This window comes from Streptomyces sp. TBY4, from assembly GCF_024213195.1.
Taxonomy (GTDB): domain Bacteria; phylum Actinomycetota; class Actinomycetes; order Streptomycetales; family Streptomycetaceae; genus Streptomyces.
Map to the genome: position 1 here is coordinate 403,615 of NZ_JANAVF010000001.1, position 17,251 is coordinate 420,865.

16 protein-coding genes and 1 pseudogene are annotated in these 17,251 nt (G+C 73.2%); 6 read left to right on the forward strand and 11 right to left on the reverse strand.

The features are described 5' to 3' along the window. Positions 1–24 precede the first annotated feature (24 nt). The 4 genes from NLX94_RS01920 to NLX94_RS01935 form a co-directional block, all read right to left on the reverse strand. On the reverse strand, positions 25–441 hold the full coding sequence (locus NLX94_RS01920; protein ID WP_254380765.1) for a hypothetical protein: 417 nt from the start codon (positions 439–441) through the stop codon (positions 25–27). A 45-nt stretch (positions 442–486) separates the two neighbouring features. Continuing rightward, positions 487–1,347, reverse strand: a complete 861-nt coding sequence (locus NLX94_RS01925; RefSeq protein ID WP_254380766.1) for an Fpg/Nei family DNA glycosylase — start codon at positions 1,345–1,347, stop codon at positions 487–489. Between the two features lie 106 nt (positions 1,348–1,453). Next, positions 1,454–3,517, reverse strand: coding sequence for a SpoIIE family protein phosphatase (locus tag NLX94_RS01930; RefSeq protein WP_254380767.1), 2,064 nt, complete (start codon positions 3,515–3,517; stop codon positions 1,454–1,456). Positions 3,518–3,524: 7 nt separating this feature from the next. Then, entirely contained in the window at positions 3,525–4,823 is a 1,299-nt protein-coding gene (locus tag NLX94_RS01935; protein ID WP_254380768.1) for a DUF6777 domain-containing protein, read from the reverse strand. A gap of 175 nt (positions 4,824–4,998) precedes the next feature. Here NLX94_RS01935 and NLX94_RS01940 point away from each other — a divergent pair, with 175 nt between their 5' ends. From NLX94_RS01940 to NLX94_RS01950, 3 genes are read left to right on the forward strand one after another with little or no spacing between them, the layout of a single operon-like run. Further along, the gene (locus tag NLX94_RS01940; protein WP_254380769.1) at positions 4,999–5,844 is read left to right on the forward strand and encodes a YndJ family protein; all 846 of its coding nucleotides are present in this window, start codon (positions 4,999–5,001) and stop codon (positions 5,842–5,844) included. After that, the gene (locus tag NLX94_RS01945; protein ID WP_254380770.1) at positions 5,841–6,437 is read left to right on the forward strand and encodes a DUF1990 family protein; all 597 of its coding nucleotides are present in this window, start codon (positions 5,841–5,843) and stop codon (positions 6,435–6,437) included. Before NLX94_RS01940 ends, NLX94_RS01945 begins: the two co-directional genes overlap by 4 nt. Further along, entirely contained in the window at positions 6,395–7,837 is a 1,443-nt protein-coding gene (locus NLX94_RS01950) for a lipase maturation factor family protein (RefSeq protein WP_254380771.1), read from the forward strand. Before NLX94_RS01945 ends, NLX94_RS01950 begins: the two co-directional genes overlap by 43 nt. On the opposite strand, the gene NLX94_RS01955 is transcribed toward NLX94_RS01950, so the two are convergent. Then, complete coding sequence (locus NLX94_RS01955; protein WP_254380772.1) at positions 7,823–8,806, reverse strand: NAD-dependent epimerase/dehydratase family protein; 984 nt, start codon at positions 8,804–8,806, stop codon at positions 7,823–7,825. The genes NLX94_RS01950 and NLX94_RS01955 overlap by 15 nt on opposite strands. Positions 8,807–9,004: 198 nt before the next feature. After that, positions 9,005–9,181 carry a hypothetical protein gene (locus tag NLX94_RS01960; RefSeq protein WP_254380773.1) on the reverse strand — a complete coding sequence of 59 codons (177 nt, stop codon included), beginning with the start codon at positions 9,179–9,181 and terminating at the stop codon, positions 9,005–9,007. A 312-nt stretch (positions 9,182–9,493) separates the two neighbouring features. Here NLX94_RS01960 and NLX94_RS01965 point away from each other — a divergent pair, with 312 nt between their 5' ends. Beyond that, positions 9,494–9,865, forward strand: coding sequence for a hypothetical protein (locus NLX94_RS01965; protein ID WP_374683894.1), 372 nt, complete (start codon positions 9,494–9,496; stop codon positions 9,863–9,865). Positions 9,866–9,972: 107 nt separating this feature from the next. Here NLX94_RS01965 and NLX94_RS01970 read toward each other — a convergent pair whose 3' ends face one another. Then, positions 9,973–11,460 carry an SDR family NAD(P)-dependent oxidoreductase gene (locus NLX94_RS01970; protein ID WP_254380774.1) on the reverse strand — a complete coding sequence of 496 codons (1,488 nt, stop codon included), beginning with the start codon at positions 11,458–11,460 and terminating at the stop codon, positions 9,973–9,975. A 201-nt stretch (positions 11,461–11,661) separates the two neighbouring features. Here NLX94_RS01970 and NLX94_RS01975 point away from each other — a divergent pair. Continuing rightward, positions 11,662–12,438: pseudogene (locus tag NLX94_RS01975) on the forward strand (DMT family transporter); the annotation flags it as partial. A 147-nt stretch (positions 12,439–12,585) separates the two neighbouring features. Here the strand turns inward: NLX94_RS01975 and NLX94_RS01980 are convergent. Continuing rightward, positions 12,586–13,839 carry a transglycosylase family protein gene (locus NLX94_RS01980; protein WP_254380775.1) on the reverse strand — a complete coding sequence of 418 codons (1,254 nt, stop codon included), beginning with the start codon at positions 13,837–13,839 and terminating at the stop codon, positions 12,586–12,588. Between the two features lie 207 nt (positions 13,840–14,046). On the opposite strand from NLX94_RS01980, the gene gndA reads away from it, so the two are divergent. Next, positions 14,047–15,492 carry an NADP-dependent phosphogluconate dehydrogenase gene (gene gndA, locus NLX94_RS01985; protein WP_254380776.1) on the forward strand — a complete coding sequence of 482 codons (1,446 nt, stop codon included), beginning with the start codon at positions 14,047–14,049 and terminating at the stop codon, positions 15,490–15,492. Between the two features lie 235 nt (positions 15,493–15,727). Here the strand turns inward: gndA and NLX94_RS01990 are convergent, their stop codons facing one another. From NLX94_RS01990 to panD, 3 genes are read right to left on the reverse strand one after another with little or no spacing between them, the layout of a single operon-like run. Continuing rightward, positions 15,728–16,354 (reverse strand): aspartate/glutamate racemase family protein, encoded by a 627-nt coding sequence (locus NLX94_RS01990; RefSeq protein ID WP_374683885.1) that lies wholly within the window; start codon positions 16,352–16,354, stop codon positions 15,728–15,730. Further along, positions 16,351–16,713: a GNAT family N-acetyltransferase gene (locus tag NLX94_RS01995; RefSeq protein WP_254380778.1), complete on the reverse strand. Its 363-nt coding sequence runs from the start codon at positions 16,711–16,713 to the stop codon at positions 16,351–16,353. Before NLX94_RS01995 ends, NLX94_RS01990 begins: the two co-directional genes overlap by 4 nt. Positions 16,714–16,745: 32 nt before the next feature. Further along, positions 16,746–17,165 (reverse strand): aspartate 1-decarboxylase, encoded by a 420-nt coding sequence (gene panD, locus NLX94_RS02000; protein ID WP_254380779.1) that lies wholly within the window; start codon positions 17,163–17,165, stop codon positions 16,746–16,748. Positions 17,166–17,251 lie beyond the last annotated feature (86 nt).

Here is a 17,251-nt window from a genome sequence, read left to right on the forward strand (position 1 = left end):
GCCCGAGCAACCCCGGCCCGGCCGCTATTCCGGCCGGCGGAGCCCCCGCGGCCCCGGCGGCTCCGTCGGGTCGGTGACCAGCCCGGTGAAGTCGGCCTCGTTGCGCTCGGCCCGGGCCACGTACGCGCGGGCCACGCACCACAGCACCGGGTACACCAGCACCCCGAGCACGATCCAGACGAGCGGACCCGACGCGATCCGCGGGAGCAGGAACAGCAGCGGCAGCAGACCCACCAGGAGGACCAGCGCGGCCAGGGCCACGAGTCCGGCCCGGAGCTGGCTGCGCATGAGGGCCCGTACGTAGGTGGCGCCCAGGGTGGTCTGCTCGGAGATCTCGGACCGGGCCGGCGTGTGCGCGGGAGGCCTCCTGCGGCTGCCGCGCGGGACCCCGGTGACGACCTCCCGCCGGGGCGGCTGCTGCGGCTGCTGGTCCTCGGCCATGGCCCGGAGTCTAACCGGGCCCTGCTTCACTGCTTCGCTGCTTCACTACTTCAGCAGCTTCGACAGCCTGCGGTCGGCGAGCGGCTTCCCGCCGGTCTGGCAGGTGGCGCAGTACTGGAGCGAGGAGTCGGCGAAGGAGACCGAGCGGACGGTGTCCCCGCACACCGGGCAGGGCTCGCCCGCGCGGCCGTGGACCCGCATCCCGCTCTTCTTCTCGGCCTTGAGCCGTCCGGCGGCCACCCCGTGCGCCCGCTCGACGGCCGTGCGCAGGGTCTCCCCGACGGCCTCGTACAGCCGGTCGGCCTGCGCCCCGTCGAAGGAGGCGGCCAGCTTGAAGGGCGAGACCCCGGCGGCGTGGAGGATCTCGTCGCTGTAGGCATTGCCGATCCCCGCGATGACGCTCTGGTCCCGCAGCACGCCCTTGATCTGCCGCCTTTCCCCGGCGAGCAGCGCGCGGAACTCCTCGCGGCCGAAGCCCTCTCCGAGCGGGTCCGGACCCAGCCGGGCGATGCCGGGGACCTCCTGCGGATCGCGGACCACGTACACGGCGAGCCGCTTCTGGGTCCCGGCCTCGGTGAGGTCGAACCCGCCGCCGCCCTTCAGGACGAGGCGCAGCGCGAGCGGCCCCTTGCCGGGGCCCGGCGGCCGGGCGGGGAAGGCGTCGGTCCAGCGCAGCCAGCCGGCCCGGGCGAGGTGGGTGACGAGGTGCAGCTCGCCGATGCGCAGGGCGAGGAACTTGCCGTACCGGGCCGTCGCACCGGCCCGCTGCCCTTCGAGCGCGGTCAGGGGCGGGTCGTAGGTCTTGAGCACGCTCACGGCGAGCGGGAGGACACGCTCGACCTCCCGCCCGGCGAGGTGCTCATCGAGGAACTCCCGCAGGGCCTCGACCTCGGGCAGCTCGGGCATCCCCCCAGCCTGCCGCCCCCTCGGGCGAAGCGCGAGCCGAGGTCGCAGAGGGCACTTCGGCCGGCGCCCCGACGGCCCCGCAACGGACTTTCGAGCCGGCCCGGGCTCACGGCATGGTGAACTCGCACCACACGCACTTGCCGCTCCCCCGGGACTCCACGCCCCAGACGTCGGCCAGCCGGTCCACCAGCATCAGACCTCGTCCCGAGACCCCGGAGTCGCCCGCCTCCCGTCGGCGCGGCAGGGCGCTGGAGCGGTCCTCGACCTCCACGCGGAGCCGGCGTTCGGGGCCGGCCAGGACCCGCAGCGTCACGATGGCGGGGCCGTCGGTGTGCATGAGGGCGTTGACGATGAGCTCGTCGGCGATCAGCTCGATCTCGTCCGCCCGGTCCCGCGCGCCCCACGCCCGGACCGCCGCGCCGATCATGTGGCGGGCCGATACGAGGGCCTCCGGATCGCCGGGGGCCACGTGCTGCTGGAGCCGGCCGCCGGCCTGCTGGACCTCCTCGGCCTCGCGTCGGAGCAGCAGCAGCGCCATGTCGTCGTCGCCGCCCCGGTCGTCCACGACCTCGCACAGCCGGTCCGCGAGCTGGGACAGGTCGGCCGGCCCGGTGCGCACCAGGGAGGTGAGGAAGCGGACGCCGTCGTCGAGGTCGGCGCCGGGCTCTTCCACCAGGCCGTCCGTGCACAGCAGAAGCGTTTCCCCGGGTCCCAGTTCGACCGTGGTCACCGGATACTCCAGCAGCCCGAACTCCGCGGACAGCCCCAGCGGCATCCCGCCCTCCAGGGCCAGGCGTTCGCATCCGCCGTCACGGGTCCGCAGCAGGGGATCGATGTGGCCGGCCCGGACCAGTTGCAGCACGCCGGTCGAGAGGTCGGCCTCGGCGTACGTGCAGGTGGCGAAGCGGTCGGTGTCCAGTTCGTGCAGGAAGACGGAGGCCCGGGCCATGACGGTGGCCGGCGAGTGCCCTTCGGCGGCGTAGGCCCGCAGCACGATCCGCAGCTGCCCCATGACCGCCGCCGCGTGGGTGTCGTGGCCCTGGACGTCCCCGATGACAGCGCCGACACGGCCGCCGGGCAGCGGGATGACGTCGTACCAGTCGCCGCCGATGTCTTGGCCCATCTTGGCCGAGCGGTACCGCACGGCGATCTCGGCGCCCGGTACCGAGGGGATCCGGCGCGGCAGCATCGCCTGCTGGAGGCCTTCCGCCAGATCGTGCTCCTGCTCCAGCAGCATCGCCCGCTGGAGGCTCTGGGCGATGCTGCTGCCGAGCGCGACGAGCAGGTTCCGCTCCTCCTGGGTGAAGCCGTCCTTGTCCTGGTAGAGCAGGCCGATCGCGCCGATCGGGCGGGCCTGGGCGATCAGCGGCAGGTAGGCGGCCGCCGAGATGTGCATGGAGGAGATCTTCGCCCAGAGCCCGGGGTACCCGGCGGCGAACTCGGCCGCGGAGTCGAGGAAGCGCGGCTGGAGCGAGCGGACCACCTCGCTCATGGGGTACTGCTCGTCGATGCGCGTGTAGCGGGTGCCGGGGACGAAGCTGCCGGCGGGGCCCTCGGCGACGAGGTGGATCCGGCCGGCTTCGACGAGTCCCATCACCATGCCCATGGATCCGAGCCGCTCCAGGCCGTGGGCGTCGCCGAGCGCGTCGATGACGTCCTGGACGGTACGGGCGTGCGCGAGCGCGGCGGTCGTGCTCTCGACCACGGACGTCTGGCGGCGCCGCTCCTCGTCCAGCCCGAGGCGTTCCGCCGAATGACTGAGCTCCTCGGTGGCGTCGCGGACGATGCCGATGATCCGGTACGGGCGGCCGTCCGGGCCGCGCATGACCCGGCCCTGGGTGTGGGTCCAGCGCAGCGAGCCGTCGTGGCAGCGGATGCGGAAGTAGGCGCCGTAGCTGTCGACCCCGCTCTTGAGGGCCGAGGAGACCAGTGCGTCGAGCCTGACGCCCTCGGCGGGCGGGACGCGCGGCGAGAGGGACTCGGGCCGGCCGTCGTACTCCTCGGCCGTGGTGTCGAAGACCTCCAGGGCGGCCGAGTCCATGTGCATGAGACCGGTGACCAGGTCCCAGTCGAAACTGCCCATGCGGTTCAGCGAGAGCGACCGGTCCGGGTGTGCGGGCCAGTCCTCCGGCAGCGATACGGCGGTCGGCACCGGTCCACCATGACACACGGGCCGGTCAGGCGCTCTCCAGGTACTGGCCGTCGTACGGGGCCGAGGGCTGCTGCTCGGGGACGGAGTAGGGGTCCTCGTACGGGTTGGCATGGGGATCCGCATACGGGTCGGCGTAGGGGTCCGCGTACGGATCGCTCGGCTGCGGCGACGCCCCGTCGGGGCCCACCAGGATCCCGGGATCGCCCGGGGTCTGCCCCGGCAGGTCGGAGGGGATGTCGGTGGGCTGGTCGGTGGCGGGCGGCGGGGCCGTGGGCGGGCCCGAGGGAATGCCGGACGAGGGCTGGTCGGGGGCGGTGGGGGTGTTCGGCGTGTCCGGGCTGGTCGGGGACGTCCGCGGCGTGCCCGGCGGGCAGTCGGTCGCCTCCGGGGCGGGGCTTCGGCCGGGGCCCGTCGGGCCGGTGGGGGGCGCGGTGCGGGCGAGGCTGTTGCTCTCCGGGGTCCGGCACGGCACGGCGGGCGGGGTGCCGGGCGGGGTCGCGGGTCCGGCGGGGATCCCGTCGGCCGGGTCGTACGGGGGCGGGGTCCGCGGGGCGCGGTCCTGGGCTCCGTCGTCGCCGACCGTGCGCTCGATCCAGGTGTTGTCGGCGACGTTGACGATGACCAGGTTGTTGATCACCTGCATGGTCGGCTCGATGACCACGACCTGGGCGGGCTGGTAGCCGCTCCAGGGCTCCCCCTTGAGCACCGGCGCACCGGGGGCGGCACGCGGCGCGAGCAGCGGGTTCCCGCAGGCGCAGCGGACGCGGGGCATCCCGTGACCGTCCACGAGGACGGCGGTGCCGGCCTGAAGGACGGACTGGAAGGCGTTGGGGTTGCCGCCGGCGAAGCCGTGGTTGGTCACCCGGGTGTCGGCGCGCAGCACGACCGGGGTGAGGCCGCGCAGGAAGTCGGGGATCTGCTCCTGCTCCACCTGGGAGACCTCGGCGAAGGCGCGCGCCTTGGTGTCGTCCTGCGTCAGGGACTGGACCTGTGCCTCGATGTCGCAGCTGCCGAGCCGCTGGGTTCCGCCGTACAGGCCGGGGGTGGCCGCGTTGACGGTACGGATGCCCTGGCCGGTCGCGTTGGGCAGCGGGGGCTGGACGGGGGCGGATTCGCCGGTGGCGGAGGAGGTCGTGAAGGGGTCCGGGCCGGCCGAGGCCACGGGCTGCAGGTGCACGTCCTGGCTCTCGGCGGCGGGGCCCTTGGTGCGTCCCTCGTCGGCGGAGGTCCCGCAGGCCGCGGCGAGGAGTCCGAGGACGGTGAAGAGGGCCGCACGGGCCGGTGCGTGACGACGCGGCGCCTGACGGGGTGTCGGTGCGTGCACGTTTCATCTCCCTTTTCGCCCCGGTTGCTCCCTCTTGTCTGCCGTATGTACGGGGTGGCCGCAACCGGAGATCACACAGCCGGACCCTGTCTTGAACATGTTCAAGACAGGGTCTAGGCTCACGCTCGTGAGTTGAACGCGTTCAATGCGTTCGATCCGAGGAGGGGGATCCGCGGTGACCGTGCTGGTGAATCTGATCGTCACCCTGGGCATGCTCTACGTCGTCCCGGCCGGTCTGCGCCTGATCGATCCGGTCAGGTTCGGGCGGACGGCCCGGCTCTGGCCGCTGTTCGCGGCCCCCGGAGCGGTCTGCCTGTGGCTGCCCCGGGGAGCCCCGGCCACCGCCCTCGCCGCGGTCTACGCGGCGGCCACGCTCACCCTGGCGGTACGGGCCCTGCTCCCGGCACTACGGGGGCCCGCCCGGGCGGCACGCGGCCCGGCGGAGGTGGCCGTGCTCACCGCACTCGTGGCGCCCTCGGTCGCCGGGACCGCCTTGGTCGCCGAACGCGCCGGACACCGGCTCTTCGGCTTCGACCTCGACATCCTCGCCCTGACCGTGCCCCACTTCCACTTTGCCGGCTTCGCCGCGGCCCTGGTCGCCGGGCTGGTGTGCCGGGCCTCCGGCGCCGGAGCCCTGGCGCGGTGGGCGGCGTACAGCGTCCCGGCCGGGACCGCGCTCGTCCTGCTCGGCTACTTCGTCGACGACTGGGCCGAGCTGGTGGGCGCGGTGGTCCTGACCGGCGGCATGTGGGCGGTGGCCCTGCTGACCTGGCGGGACGTCCGCACCGGGGCCGGCGGCCGGGACCGGGGCACCGGCGCACTGCTCACGAGCTCGGCGGCCGTTCTGGTGGCCACCATGCTGCTCGCCCTGTGGTGGGCGCTCGGCGAAGCCACCGGGATCCCGCACCCCACCCTGACCTGGATGGCGGCCACCCACGGCCTCGGCAACGCCCTCGGCTTCGGCCTGTGCTCCCTGCTGGCCTGGCGCCGCCTGACCGACCGGACGGAGATCCCGGCATGACCCGCCTCCTCAGCGAAGCCCGCAGCACCTTCAACTACCCCGACCGGGGCGCCACGGCCCGGCGTCCGCTGCCCGACGGGTACAACTACACCCACCACCGCACCCGGATCGGCCACGGGCAGGCCGCCCTGGACGCCGCCGGGGCCGCCGTCACCACCTTCCGCGCTCACCGCGCCTCGGGCATGCGCGTCACGGCCGGAGCCTCCCCCGTCCGGCCCGGCGACCGGGTCGTGGTCGGGATCGGGATCGGCCCGGTGCGGATCGACGCCCCGTGCGAGGTGATCTGGACCGCGTACGAGCCCCGGCGGACCGGTTTCGCGTACGGGACGCTGACCGGGCATCCCGAGTGCGGCGAGGAGTCCTTCGTGGTGGACATGGAGCCGGACGGCTCGGTGTGGTTCGAGGTGACCGCCTTCAGTCGCCCGGGGAGCTGGTACACCCGGCTGGCGGGCCCGGCCGTCCCCTTCCTCCAGCAGGCCTACGCCCGGTGGCTCGGGCGGTACGTGCGGCGGCTCGCCACGGGCACCCGCCCGGCCCGATACTGGAGGGGATGGACTGGTTCACGGCGCCCGGATACTGGCTGGGGCGGCTGATCTTCCAGCGGGCCCTGGCCGGTGTGTACCTCGTCGCCTTCGCCGGGGCCGCCCTGCAGTTCCGGGCCCTGATCGGGGCGCACGGCATGCTGCCCGTGCCGCGGTACCTGCGGTACGTGCCCTTCCGGCGCGCCCCGAGCCTGTTCCACCTGCACTACTCCGACCGGTTCTTCGCCGGCTGCGCCTGGACCGGGGCCGCCCTGGCGGCGGCGCTCGCCGCGGGAGCCGGGGACGCGGTGCCGCTGGGTGCGGCGATGGCGATGTGGGCGGTGCTGTGGCTGCTGTACCTGTCGATCGTGAACGTGGGGCAGACCTGGTACTCCTTCGGGTGGGAGTCGCTGCTGCTGGAGATCGGCTTCCTGGCCGTCTTCCTCGGCAACGCGCGGGCCGGACCGCCGGTGCTGGTGCTGTGGCTGCTGCGCTGGGTGGTCTTCCGGGTGGAGTTCGGCGCGGGGCTCATCAAGATGCGCGGCGACCCCTGCTGGCGCAGGCTCACCTGTCTGTACTTCCACCACGAGACGCAGCCGATGCCCGGCCCGCTGAGCTGGTTCTTCCACCATCTGCCGAAGCCGCTGCACCGGGTGGAGTGCGCCGCCAACCATGTGACCCAACTGGTCGTGCCCGTCCTGCTGTTCACCCCGCAGCCGGTGGCCTCGTACGCCGCCGGGATCATCGTGGCGACCCAGCTGTGGCTGGTGGTGTCGGGGAACTTCGCCTGGCTGAACTGGATCACGATCACGGCGGCGCTCCCGGCCATCGACTTCCACGCCCTCACGGGCGGCGGCCCGCCACCGGCCGCCTCCCGGCAGGGGCCGCTCTGGTACGTGGTGCTGGTGTGCGCGGTGACCGTGCTGGTGCTCATGCTGAGCCGGCATCCGGTGACCAACATGATCTCGCGCGGCCAGGTCATGAACCGGTCCTTCGACCCCCTCCACCTGGTCAACACCTACGGGGCGTTCGGCACGGTGGGCCGGATCCGCGAGGAGGTGGTGGTGGAGGGCAGCACGGACCGGCTCCCCCGGGAGGACGGCACGTGGCGGGAGTACGGCTTCAGGGGCAAGCCGGGCAACGTGCGGCGGATCCCGCGCCAGTTCGCCCCGTACCACCTGCGCCTCGACTGGCTCATGTGGTTCGCGGCGCTCTCCCCCGGCTACGCCCGCGACTGGTTCGGCCCGTTCGTGGAACGGCTGCTGGCGGGCGACCGCGACACCCTGAAGCTGCTCCGGCACAACCCCTTCCCGGACGCACCGCCGCACTGGGTCCGGGCCCGGCTGTACCGCTACCGCTTCACCACGTGGCGGGAGCTGCGCGACACCGGGGCGTGGTGGCACCGCACGCTGGTGCGCGAGTACCTGCCGCCGACCCGGCTCGCGGAGGCGTCCTGGTCAGAGCCCGAGTAGCGCCGCCTCCCGCTCCGCCGATATGCCCTTCTGCGGCCGGTCGGGCCGGTGGGGGGCGACTCCGCCGAGCGACCGGAGCCAGGTCCAGGTGTCGGCGACGGTCTCCTCCACGGGGCGGCAGACGAGACCCGTCTCCAGCGCCTTGGTGATGTCCCCGCCGAACATGTAGTCGTGCAGCTCCCCCTCGGGGAGGTAGACGGGCAGCTCGACCCAGGGCTCGATGCCGGCCTTCTCGATCACCGCCGAGTCGGTCCAGCGCGGTTCGGCCTCGGCGCCGGTGGCGGAGACGCAGGCCTCCAGGAAAGTACCCATGGTGGCGTGGCCGACCGGGGAGACCAGGTTGTAGGCGCCGCCGTGCCCGGCCGCTCCCGCGTCGAGGGTCCAGCGCGCCAGGTCGCGCACGTCGATGTACTGCAGTTGCAGTCCGGGGTGCCCGGGTGCGAGGAAGGGGCCGCCTCGGGCGACGCGGTTCAGCCACCAGGGCAGCCGGCCCACGTTCTCGTACGGGCCGAGGATGAGCCCGGCGCGCACCAGCAGGGCGCGGTCGCCGAAGGCGTCCACGGCGGCGATCTCGGCGCCCCGCTTGTCCTCGGCGTAGGCGACGGAGTCCGCGTCGGGCGAGCCGTCGACGAGCGGGCCGTCCTCGCCCATGCCCGCCGGGGCGGGGTAGGAGTACACCGAGCGGCTGGATATGTACGCGTACCGCCCGACCCGGCCGGCGAGCAGCCGGGCACTGTCGCGCACGGCGGTGGGGGCGCCGCCCCAGGTGTCGACGACGAGGTCCCACTCCCCCTCGGCGAGGGCGTCCAGGCCTCCGGGGACGGTGCGGTCCCCGTGCACGGCCGTGGTCCCCGGCGGGGGCGCGTGGTGCCCGCGGTGGAAGACGGTGACGTCCCACCCGCGGCTCAGGGCGTCTTCGGTGATCGCGCGCCCGACGAATTCGGTTCCACCCAGCATCAGCAGCTTCATGCAGGTCAGCCTGCCCGGGACCCGGGGTCCTCGGAACCCTTGATCGCCGACAGCGATGACGCCCACGGCGTACCGCTCGCGGGAACTTCCGGGCCCCGTCGGGAGTGGTGGAGGCGCCGCAAGCACTGTTCCCATACGTCGGTCCGCCCGCCGTCCCGGTTCGTCACCGGGACGGCGGGCGGACCGCACCGCGGGTGTCTAGTCGATGCCGGGCAGGATGTGCGGCTCCGCGAGGTCGTCCTCGTAGCCGGCGAGGCGGATCGGAGCGGACCGGGCCCAGACCTCCAGGTTGCCGAGGGTCTCGGGGCGCTTGCCGCTCCGCGACCCCGTCCGTTCCCTGGGCGTCTGCTCCGTCGTCGTCAGTTCTGGTGTCACCGCGCACTCCTTTGTGTCGCGTAACCCGGCGGGCGAACCGCGCGCCGGTGCGGGAAGAGAAGGGTTCCGGACGCGGTGGCGCCTTGGTGGAGCGAGGGCCCGTGTGGGGCTCTCATGGCGATCAGAGTACACATATGAGCGCACCCCCGCTCGATGGAATAGTAAAATCCACTCCGGACAGCTTGTTTTCGCCACGAGTTCATCACCTCGCACGTCGGCGCGTCGCGTACGGCTGATCTGCTCGACGGCGCCATACGGGTGATACGCGGTCGGGCGACGGAAGGAACGACAGTGGCGAAGGCCGAGGTGCCGGTGGTCGTCGGAAGCGTCGGAGAACTGATGGACCTGCTGCGCGGCGGGGACGGCGACGGCGGCCACGGGCTGCGGGTCGCCGCGCTGCTGCGCCGTTCGCACCCCTTCGACAAGGAACTGCAGGTCGCGGGGCTGCTGATCGATCACCCGGCGGAAGCGATCCGCCCGCTGCTGGGCGAGCGGGTGGCCCGGCTCGTACGGCTCCACGGCCCCGGGGCGTCGGCTCCCGGGCGCGGGAGCGACCCCGACGCGGAGTCCCTCGGTCACGCCGCGGAGGCGGGCCGGTCCGCGGGCCTGGACGCGGGCGTGCTGGAGGACTGGCGCCCGGTGCTGGAACTGGTCGCGGCGGGGGCCTACGGCCGCACCGCCTGAAACGCCCGAAACGCCCGAAAACACCTGAACAAAACAAGAAACGCAGAGCGCCCCCGGCCCCTCTCGGAAGAGGGACCGGGGGCGCTCAGATGAGCGGCTCGCGCGGCCTACCAGTTGGCGGGCGCGTAGTCCTTGAGGAAGACCCCGTAGAGGTCCTCGCCGAGCTCGCCGCGGACGATCGGGTCGTAGACCCGGGCCGCGCCGTCGACCAGGTCGAGGGGGGCGTGGAAGCCCTCCTCGGCGAGGCGCAGCTTGTCGAAGTGCGGGCGCTCGTCCGTGATCCAGCCGGTGTCGACCGAGGTCATCAGGATCCGGTCGGTCTGGAACATCTCCTGGCCGCTGGTCCGCGTCACCATGTTCATCGCGGCCTTGGCGGCGTTGGTGTTCGGGTGCCCGGCGCCCTTGTAGCCCCGACTGAAGACGCCCTCCATCGCCGACACGTTGACCACGTACGCCCGCCCGCCGGCCGCCTTGCGCGCGGCCTCGGCCATGGCCGGCCGGAGCGCGCTGATCAGGATGAACGGCGAGGTGTAGTTGCACAGCTGGGTCTCGAGCAGCTCCACCGGGGAGATCTGGTCGATGGTCTGCACCCAGGTGTTGCTCTCGACGACGTCGGGCAGCAGGCCGCCCGCGTCGATGGCGGTGCCGGCGAGGTGGCGCTCCAGGCTGGCGTTGCCCGCGACCAGTGCGAGGTCGGCGACCTTCTGCGCCTCGAGCCCGCTCACGCCGATGGGCAGCGCCGCCAGGCCGTCGACGGCGCCGGAGTTGAAGGCGCCGATGACGTGGTGGGCGGGGAGCTCGCCGGCCGGCAGCGGGGCGCTCTCGCCCTCGACCAGCGCCGCGTAGGCGCTGGGCAGGCGGCGCACGGTCTGGGTCGCGTTGTTGATCAGGATGTCGAGCGGGCCGGCCTCGGCCACCTGCTCGGCGAGGGCCACGGACTGGGCCGGGTCGCGCAGGTCGATGCCCACGACCTCCAGCCGGTGCATCCAGTCCGCCGAGTCGTCCATCGCCTTGAAGCGGCGGATCGCGTCCTTGGGGAAGCGGGTGGTGATCGTGGTGTGGGCGCCGTCGCGCAGCAGCCGCAGCGCGATGTACATGCCGATCTTGGCCCGGCCTCCGGTGAGCAGCGCGCGCTTGCCGCTGAGGTCGGCGCGGGCCTCCCGCTTCGCCCGGTTCTCGGCGGCGCAGCCCGGGCAGAGCTGGTGGTAGAAGTAGTCGACCTCGACGTACCGCGCCTTGCAGACGTAGCAGGAGCGCGGGCGCTCGAGGATCCCGGCGATCCGGCCGGCCTCCGTGACCGAGGAGGGCAGCAGGCCCTCGGTCTCGTCGTCGATGCGCTCGGCGGAGCCGGTCGCGGTCGCCTCGGTGACGGCCCTGTCGTTGGCGGTCTTGGCGGCGCGGCGGTCCTGGCGGCGGCGCTGCTTGACCGTCCGGTAGATCCCGGCGGTGGCGCGGCGCACGGTGATCGCGTCCGGGTGGTCGACGTCGATCTTGTCCAGCTCGTCGAGCACGCTGAGGCAGAGGGCAAGGCGCTCGGGGTCGATGCCCGGCCCGAAGGCGTGGCCCTGCTCCTGGCTGTCTTCGGTCACCGTCATACCCGCTGTCGTTCCTTGATCAGTCGTCCGCGTCCGCCGGCTGCGGAAGTCCCCAAAAGGGCTAGTGTACGGATCCCCCGCGCGGGAAGACAAACGCGCTCCCCCTCACCCTGCTACTGCGTTCGGAGTACGCCCAAGGACGTACTCGTCCCCACCTTCAGGGGGAGGAATAGCTCTTCGGACTCGGGCATTGTGAGTTTTATGAGTGCCCTAGCCTTTTCGGTCCTGCTGTGCCTGGTGTCCGCCGTGGCGTATGCGGCCGGAGCGATCGTCCAGGAGCGGGTCGCGTCCGCCACGGCGGACCGGCCGTACGCGCCGGTGCGCCGGCCCGCCTGGTACGCGGCGATCGCGCTGAACGGCCTCGGAGCCCTGCTGCACGTGGTGGCACTCGCGTACGGGCCGCTGAGCCTGGTGCAGCCGCTCGGCGCTCTCACCATCGTCTTCGCGCTCCCGATGGCGGCCGTCTTCGTACGGCGCCGGGCGAGCGCCGCCGCGTGGCGCGGGGCCCTCCTGGCCACGGCCGGGCTGGCCGGGCTGCTGGCCCTGACGGGCGGCGGCGGGCGGGCCGAGCAGTCCCTGTCGGGCGGGGAGCAGAGCCTGCTCCTGACGGCGACCGGGGCCCTGGTGTCCGTACTGTTCCTGGCCGCGCGCCGGGTGCGGCGGGTCACCGCGCGCAGCATGCTGCTGGCCACGGCGGCCGGGGCCGCCTTCGGGATGGGCTCGGTGTTCACGAAGTCGGTGGCCGAGAGCTTCGCCCCGGACGCGCTGGTCACGCTGTGGCCGGAGCTGACCGCGATCGCCGCGCTGGCGGCGGCCGGACTGCTGCTGTCGCAGGCGGCCTACCGGGGCGCCGGGCTGACCGTCCCGCTGGCCACCGTGACGGTGGCCAACCCGGTGGTCGCGGCGGCGGTGGGCATCGCGCTGTTCGACGAGGGCTTCCGCTACGGGGCGGCCGGCGTGGCCGCGGCGCTGGTGAGCGGGGTGGTCGCGGCGACCGGCCTGGTCCTGCTCACGATCGCGCCCCGGGACGCCCGGGTGCCCGTACCGCCGGGACCGGCGTCTGCTCCCGCCCCCGCTCCGGCCGCGGTCCCGGCCGGGACCGCTGCTGCCGCCGCGAGCCCGGTCTCAGATGGCGACTCCGTGCGCCCGCAGGTACTTCAGCGGGTCGATGTCGGTGCCGTAGCCGGGCCCCGTGCGGATCTCGAAGTGCAGGTGCGGCCCGGTCGAGTTGCCGGTCGAGCCGGAGCGGCCGATCCGCTGCCCGCCGGTGACCGCCGCGCCGGCTTTGACCGAGAGCGCCGACAGGTGCGCGTACTGGGAGTACCGGCCGTCGGTGTGCCGGATGACGACCTCGTATCCGTACGCTCCGGCCCAGCCCGCTGAGACGACCTGCCCGCTGCTGACGGCCTTGACCGTGGTGCCGGTGGCCACCGGGAAGTCGATGCCGGTGTGGTAACCGCTGGACCAGGAGGAACCGGAGACGCGGTAGCCGGTGCCGAGGCCCGCGGCGACCGGGGCGCTGAAGGCTCCGGAGGGGGACGGCGGGTTCACGGTGGCGGGCTTCGCCGGCGGCTTCGTGGGGGGCTTCGCGGGCTGCTTCGCCTCGGGTGTGCGCCCCGCCGGTTCCACCGGCTTCACGGGTTCGGCGGTGCGCGGCGGCTTCTCGGGGCTCGGGGCCGGCGGCGCGGCGGTGACGCGCAGGGTGAGCCGCTGTCCGGGGAAGATCAGGTCCGGATCGCCGCCCACGACGGCCCGGTTGGTCTCGTACAGGGACTGCCAGCCGCCCTCGACGTGCTGCTCGGTGGCGATCGCCGACAGCGAGTCCCCGGGGGCGACGACGTAGGGGCTGGGCAGGACCGGAGTCCCGGTCGGACGGGGCGTCGTGCCCTGGGGAGCGGTCTGCGGCGCTGTCTTCGGAGCGGCCGGCGCCACCACCTTGGGAGCCGTCGCCTTCCCGGGCCCGACCCCCTTGCCCTGTGTGCCGAGGGCCGGCGCGGGGCCGCTGCGGCTCAGTCCGGCCTGCTTGCCGCAGACCGGCCACGCCTGCGGTCCCTGGCCCTTCAGCACCTTCTCCGCCACGGCGATCTGCTGCGCCTTGGTGGCCAGGTCGGCGCGGGCCGCGTACGCGGTTCCGCCGAAGGCGCGCCAGGTGCTCTGGCTGAACTGGAGTCCGCCGTAGTAGCCGTTGCCGGTGTTGATGTGCCAGTTGCTCGTGGATTCGCAGGCGGCGACCTTGTTCCAGGTCTCCACCGAGGCGGCGTGTGCCGTGCCCGCTCCGATCAGGGGCAGCGCTATCCCGGCTCCGCCCGCGGTGACGACGAGCGAGGCACGGTTGATGCTGCTCGGCTGATACCGGCGGTGCCGGCCCCGTACACCCATGGGAGCCCCCATCGAAGACATCAGGAATCCCGCAACTTAACGCCACGACCGGGGCATGACAAGGCGCACAACACAACGCGTTCGGGGGGAAGTTGATTTTTCGCCGAATGTAGGACACCGGTAAAGATCTCCGTGGGGGTAGCGTCGGTGTTCCTGCATTCCTCCGCACATCGAATGCACTGTCGACGCACTCAGGAGCGCACGCACATGACCAGCAGCACGGCCCAGATCGGCGTCACCGGACTCGCGGTGATGGGCAGCAACCTCGCCCGCAACTTCGCCCGCAACGGATTCACCGTCGCCGTCCACAACCGCACCACCGCCAAGACCACGGCGCTCGTGGAGGAGTTCGGCCACGAGGGCTCCTTCGTGGCCGCCGGGAGCGCGAAGGAGTTCGTGGACGCGCTGGAGCGCCCGCGCCGTCTGATCATCATGGTGAAGGCCGGCGAGCCCACCGACGCGGTGATCCGCGAGTTCGCTCCGCTGCTGGAGCCGGGCGACGTGATCATCGACGGCGGGAACGCCCACTTCGAGGACACCCGCCGCCGCGAGAAGGAGCTGCGCGAGCAGGGCCTGCACTTCGTGGGCGTCGGCATCTCGGGCGGCGAGGAGGGCGCGCTGCTCGGCCCGAGCATCATGCCGGGCGGCTCCGAGGAGTCGTACGCCTCGCTCGGGCCGCTGCTGGAGAAGATCTCCGCCAAGGCCGCCGACGGCACGCCCTGCACCTCCCACGTGGGCCCCGACGGTGCCGGGCACTTCGTGAAGATGGTGCACAACGGCATCGAGTACGCCGACATGCAGCTGATCGCGGAGGCCTACCACCTGCTGCGCGAGGTGGCCGGCTACTCCCCCGCGAAGATCGCCGAAACCTTCCGCGCCTGGAACCGGGGCCGGCTGGACTCGTACCTGATCGAGATCACCGCCGAGGTGCTCGCGCACACGGACGCCGCGACCGGTCAGCCGTTCGTGGACGTGGTCGCCGACGCCGCCGAGCAGAAGGGCACCGGCCGCTGGACCGTGCAGATCGCCCTCGACCTGGGCGTGCCGGTGTCCGGAATCGCCGAGGCGGTCTTCGCCCGCGCGGTTTCGGGCCACGGCGAACTGCGTACGGCCGCTCGGGGGCTGGCCGGCCCGAAGGCCGAGCCGCTCTCCGCCGGGGCCGCGGACGCCTTCGCCGCCCAGGTGGAGCAGGCCCTGTACGCCTCGAAGATCGTCTCGTACACGCAGGGCTTCCACCAGATCCAGGCCGGCAGCGAGGAGTACGGCTGGGGCGTGGACCCGGGCGCCGTGGCCTCGCTGTGGCGCGGCGGCTGCATCATCCGGGCCGCGTTCCTGGACCGGATCCGGGCCGCCTACGACGCCAGGCCGGAGCTGCCGAGCCTGCTGGCGGACGCCGGCTTCGCCGACGAGATCGGCGCCGCGCAGGACGACTGGCGCGAGGTGCTCGTGGCGGCGGTCCGCCAGGGCATCCCGGTACCGGCCTTCGCGGCCTCACTGGCGTACTACGACGCCCTGCGCTCGGAGCGGCTCCCGGCGGCCCTGACCCAGGGCCAGCGCGACTTCTTCGGGGCGCACACCTACCGGCGCACCGACCGCGAGGGCTCGTACCACACGCTGTGGAGCGGCGACCGCTCCGAAGTCCGTACGGACTGAGCCGCGGCTCAGCTCCAGGGCCCGGGCTGCGGCAGCGGCGCGGGCCCCGGAGGCGCCGGCACCGGGTCCGGCTCCGGGAAGGGGACGGGCTCGGGCGGCACCGGGCGCGGGATGGGGTCGGGGTCCGGGAACGGGCTGGGGGCCGGGGTCGGATCGGGGCCGGGCACCGGTGGCTGCGTGTCTTCTACGTTTCGCACCATACGGCCCATTTTCCCGCGCTTGCGGCGCGAACGCCCTACCCGGCCCCCGGCAGCCCCAGCCCTGCGGCCAGGCCCGAGGCCTGGCTGGTCAGGACCGGTGTCCGGGTGGTGACGAGTTCCGTGGCGCCGGCCATCGAGCCCTGGGCCAGCACGATGACGTCCGCGTCCGTGACGGCGTCTGCGGCCTCCGCGACGAGGCGGTGGTTGCCGGCGACGTCCCCCGCCTCGAAGCGCTCCCAGGCCCCGGCCACGAGGTGCGTACGGATCTCCACCGGACGGCCGGCGGCCTCCTCGGCCAGCAGTTCCCGCGTCGGGGCGATGGTCGACTCCACCGTGGCCAGGACGACGATCCGCGGGCCGGTGCGCACCGCGGCCGCCGCCATCGGCCGGTCCGCCCGCAGCACGGGAACGCCGATCTCCGGGGCCAGGCCCTCCGCGGTCCCCCCGATCGACGAGCAGGTGACGAGCACCGGCCCGTCGGATCCGGCGAGGAGTTCCCGCAGGGCCGGAGCCACCGCCCCGGGCCCTTCGGCGCGGGCCCGGTCGAGGAGTTCCGGAACCACCAGGTGCCGCAGGACGGCGCCCGGGTGGTTCCGGTCGCGCAGGGCGTCGAAGACGGGGACGTGCACCTGCGAGGTGTGCAGCAGCGTCAGCGCGGTCACCACAGGTCGGAGTCCGCGGCCAGCTGCGCCTTGGCGGCGGCCACGACCCCGGCCGGGGCCTCGGGCGCCTGCTCGGGGTGTTTGGCGGCCCAGCTCGCGGCGTACGGGCAGAGCGGCACCACGGGGACGCCCTCCTCGGCCGCGATCCCGTAGAAGGTCTTCACCAGGTTCCCGGCGATCCCACGGCCCTCGTGCCCCGGCTCGACGACGGTGTGGACCGCCACGAGGGCGTGAGGGGCCTCGGAGAGCACGAAGTAGGCGATGAACCCGGCCACCGCCCCGTCCTCGACGGCCAGCAGCCGCCCGGCCGCCCGGTCGTCCACGATCTTGACCGATTCGCTCGGCCCGGTCTGCGACATCGTCCCGACTCCCCTCAGATCCCTCAGATCCCTCAAACAGCCACGGCGTGGGGGCTGCGCTCCTGGTCCGTTCCCGGAACCGGGGCGGACGGGTCCGCACCCAGCTCGATGATCCGATTGTCGCCGTCGACGTGGACGACGCGCGGCTCGAACACGCGCGCCTCGGCGTCTTCCATCTGCCCGTAGCTGATGAGGATGACCAGGTCACCGGGGTGCACGAGGTGCGCGGCGGCCCCGTTGATCCCGATGACCCCCGACCCCCGCTCGCCCTTGATGACGTACGTCTCCAGCCGGGCCCCGTTGGTGATGTCCACGATGTGCACGAGCTCGCCGGGCAGCAGGTCCGCCGCGTCGAGGAGATCGGCGTCGACGGTCACGGAACCGACGTAGTGCAGGTCGGCCTGGGTGACGGTGGCCCGGTGGATCTTGGACTTGAACATGGTGCGAAGCATGGTGATACTCCCGAAATATGCGCTCCCTGCCCGCTTTTCTCGGGTCAAGGGCTACCTCGGGCACCTTACAACCCTTCGCATGTTCG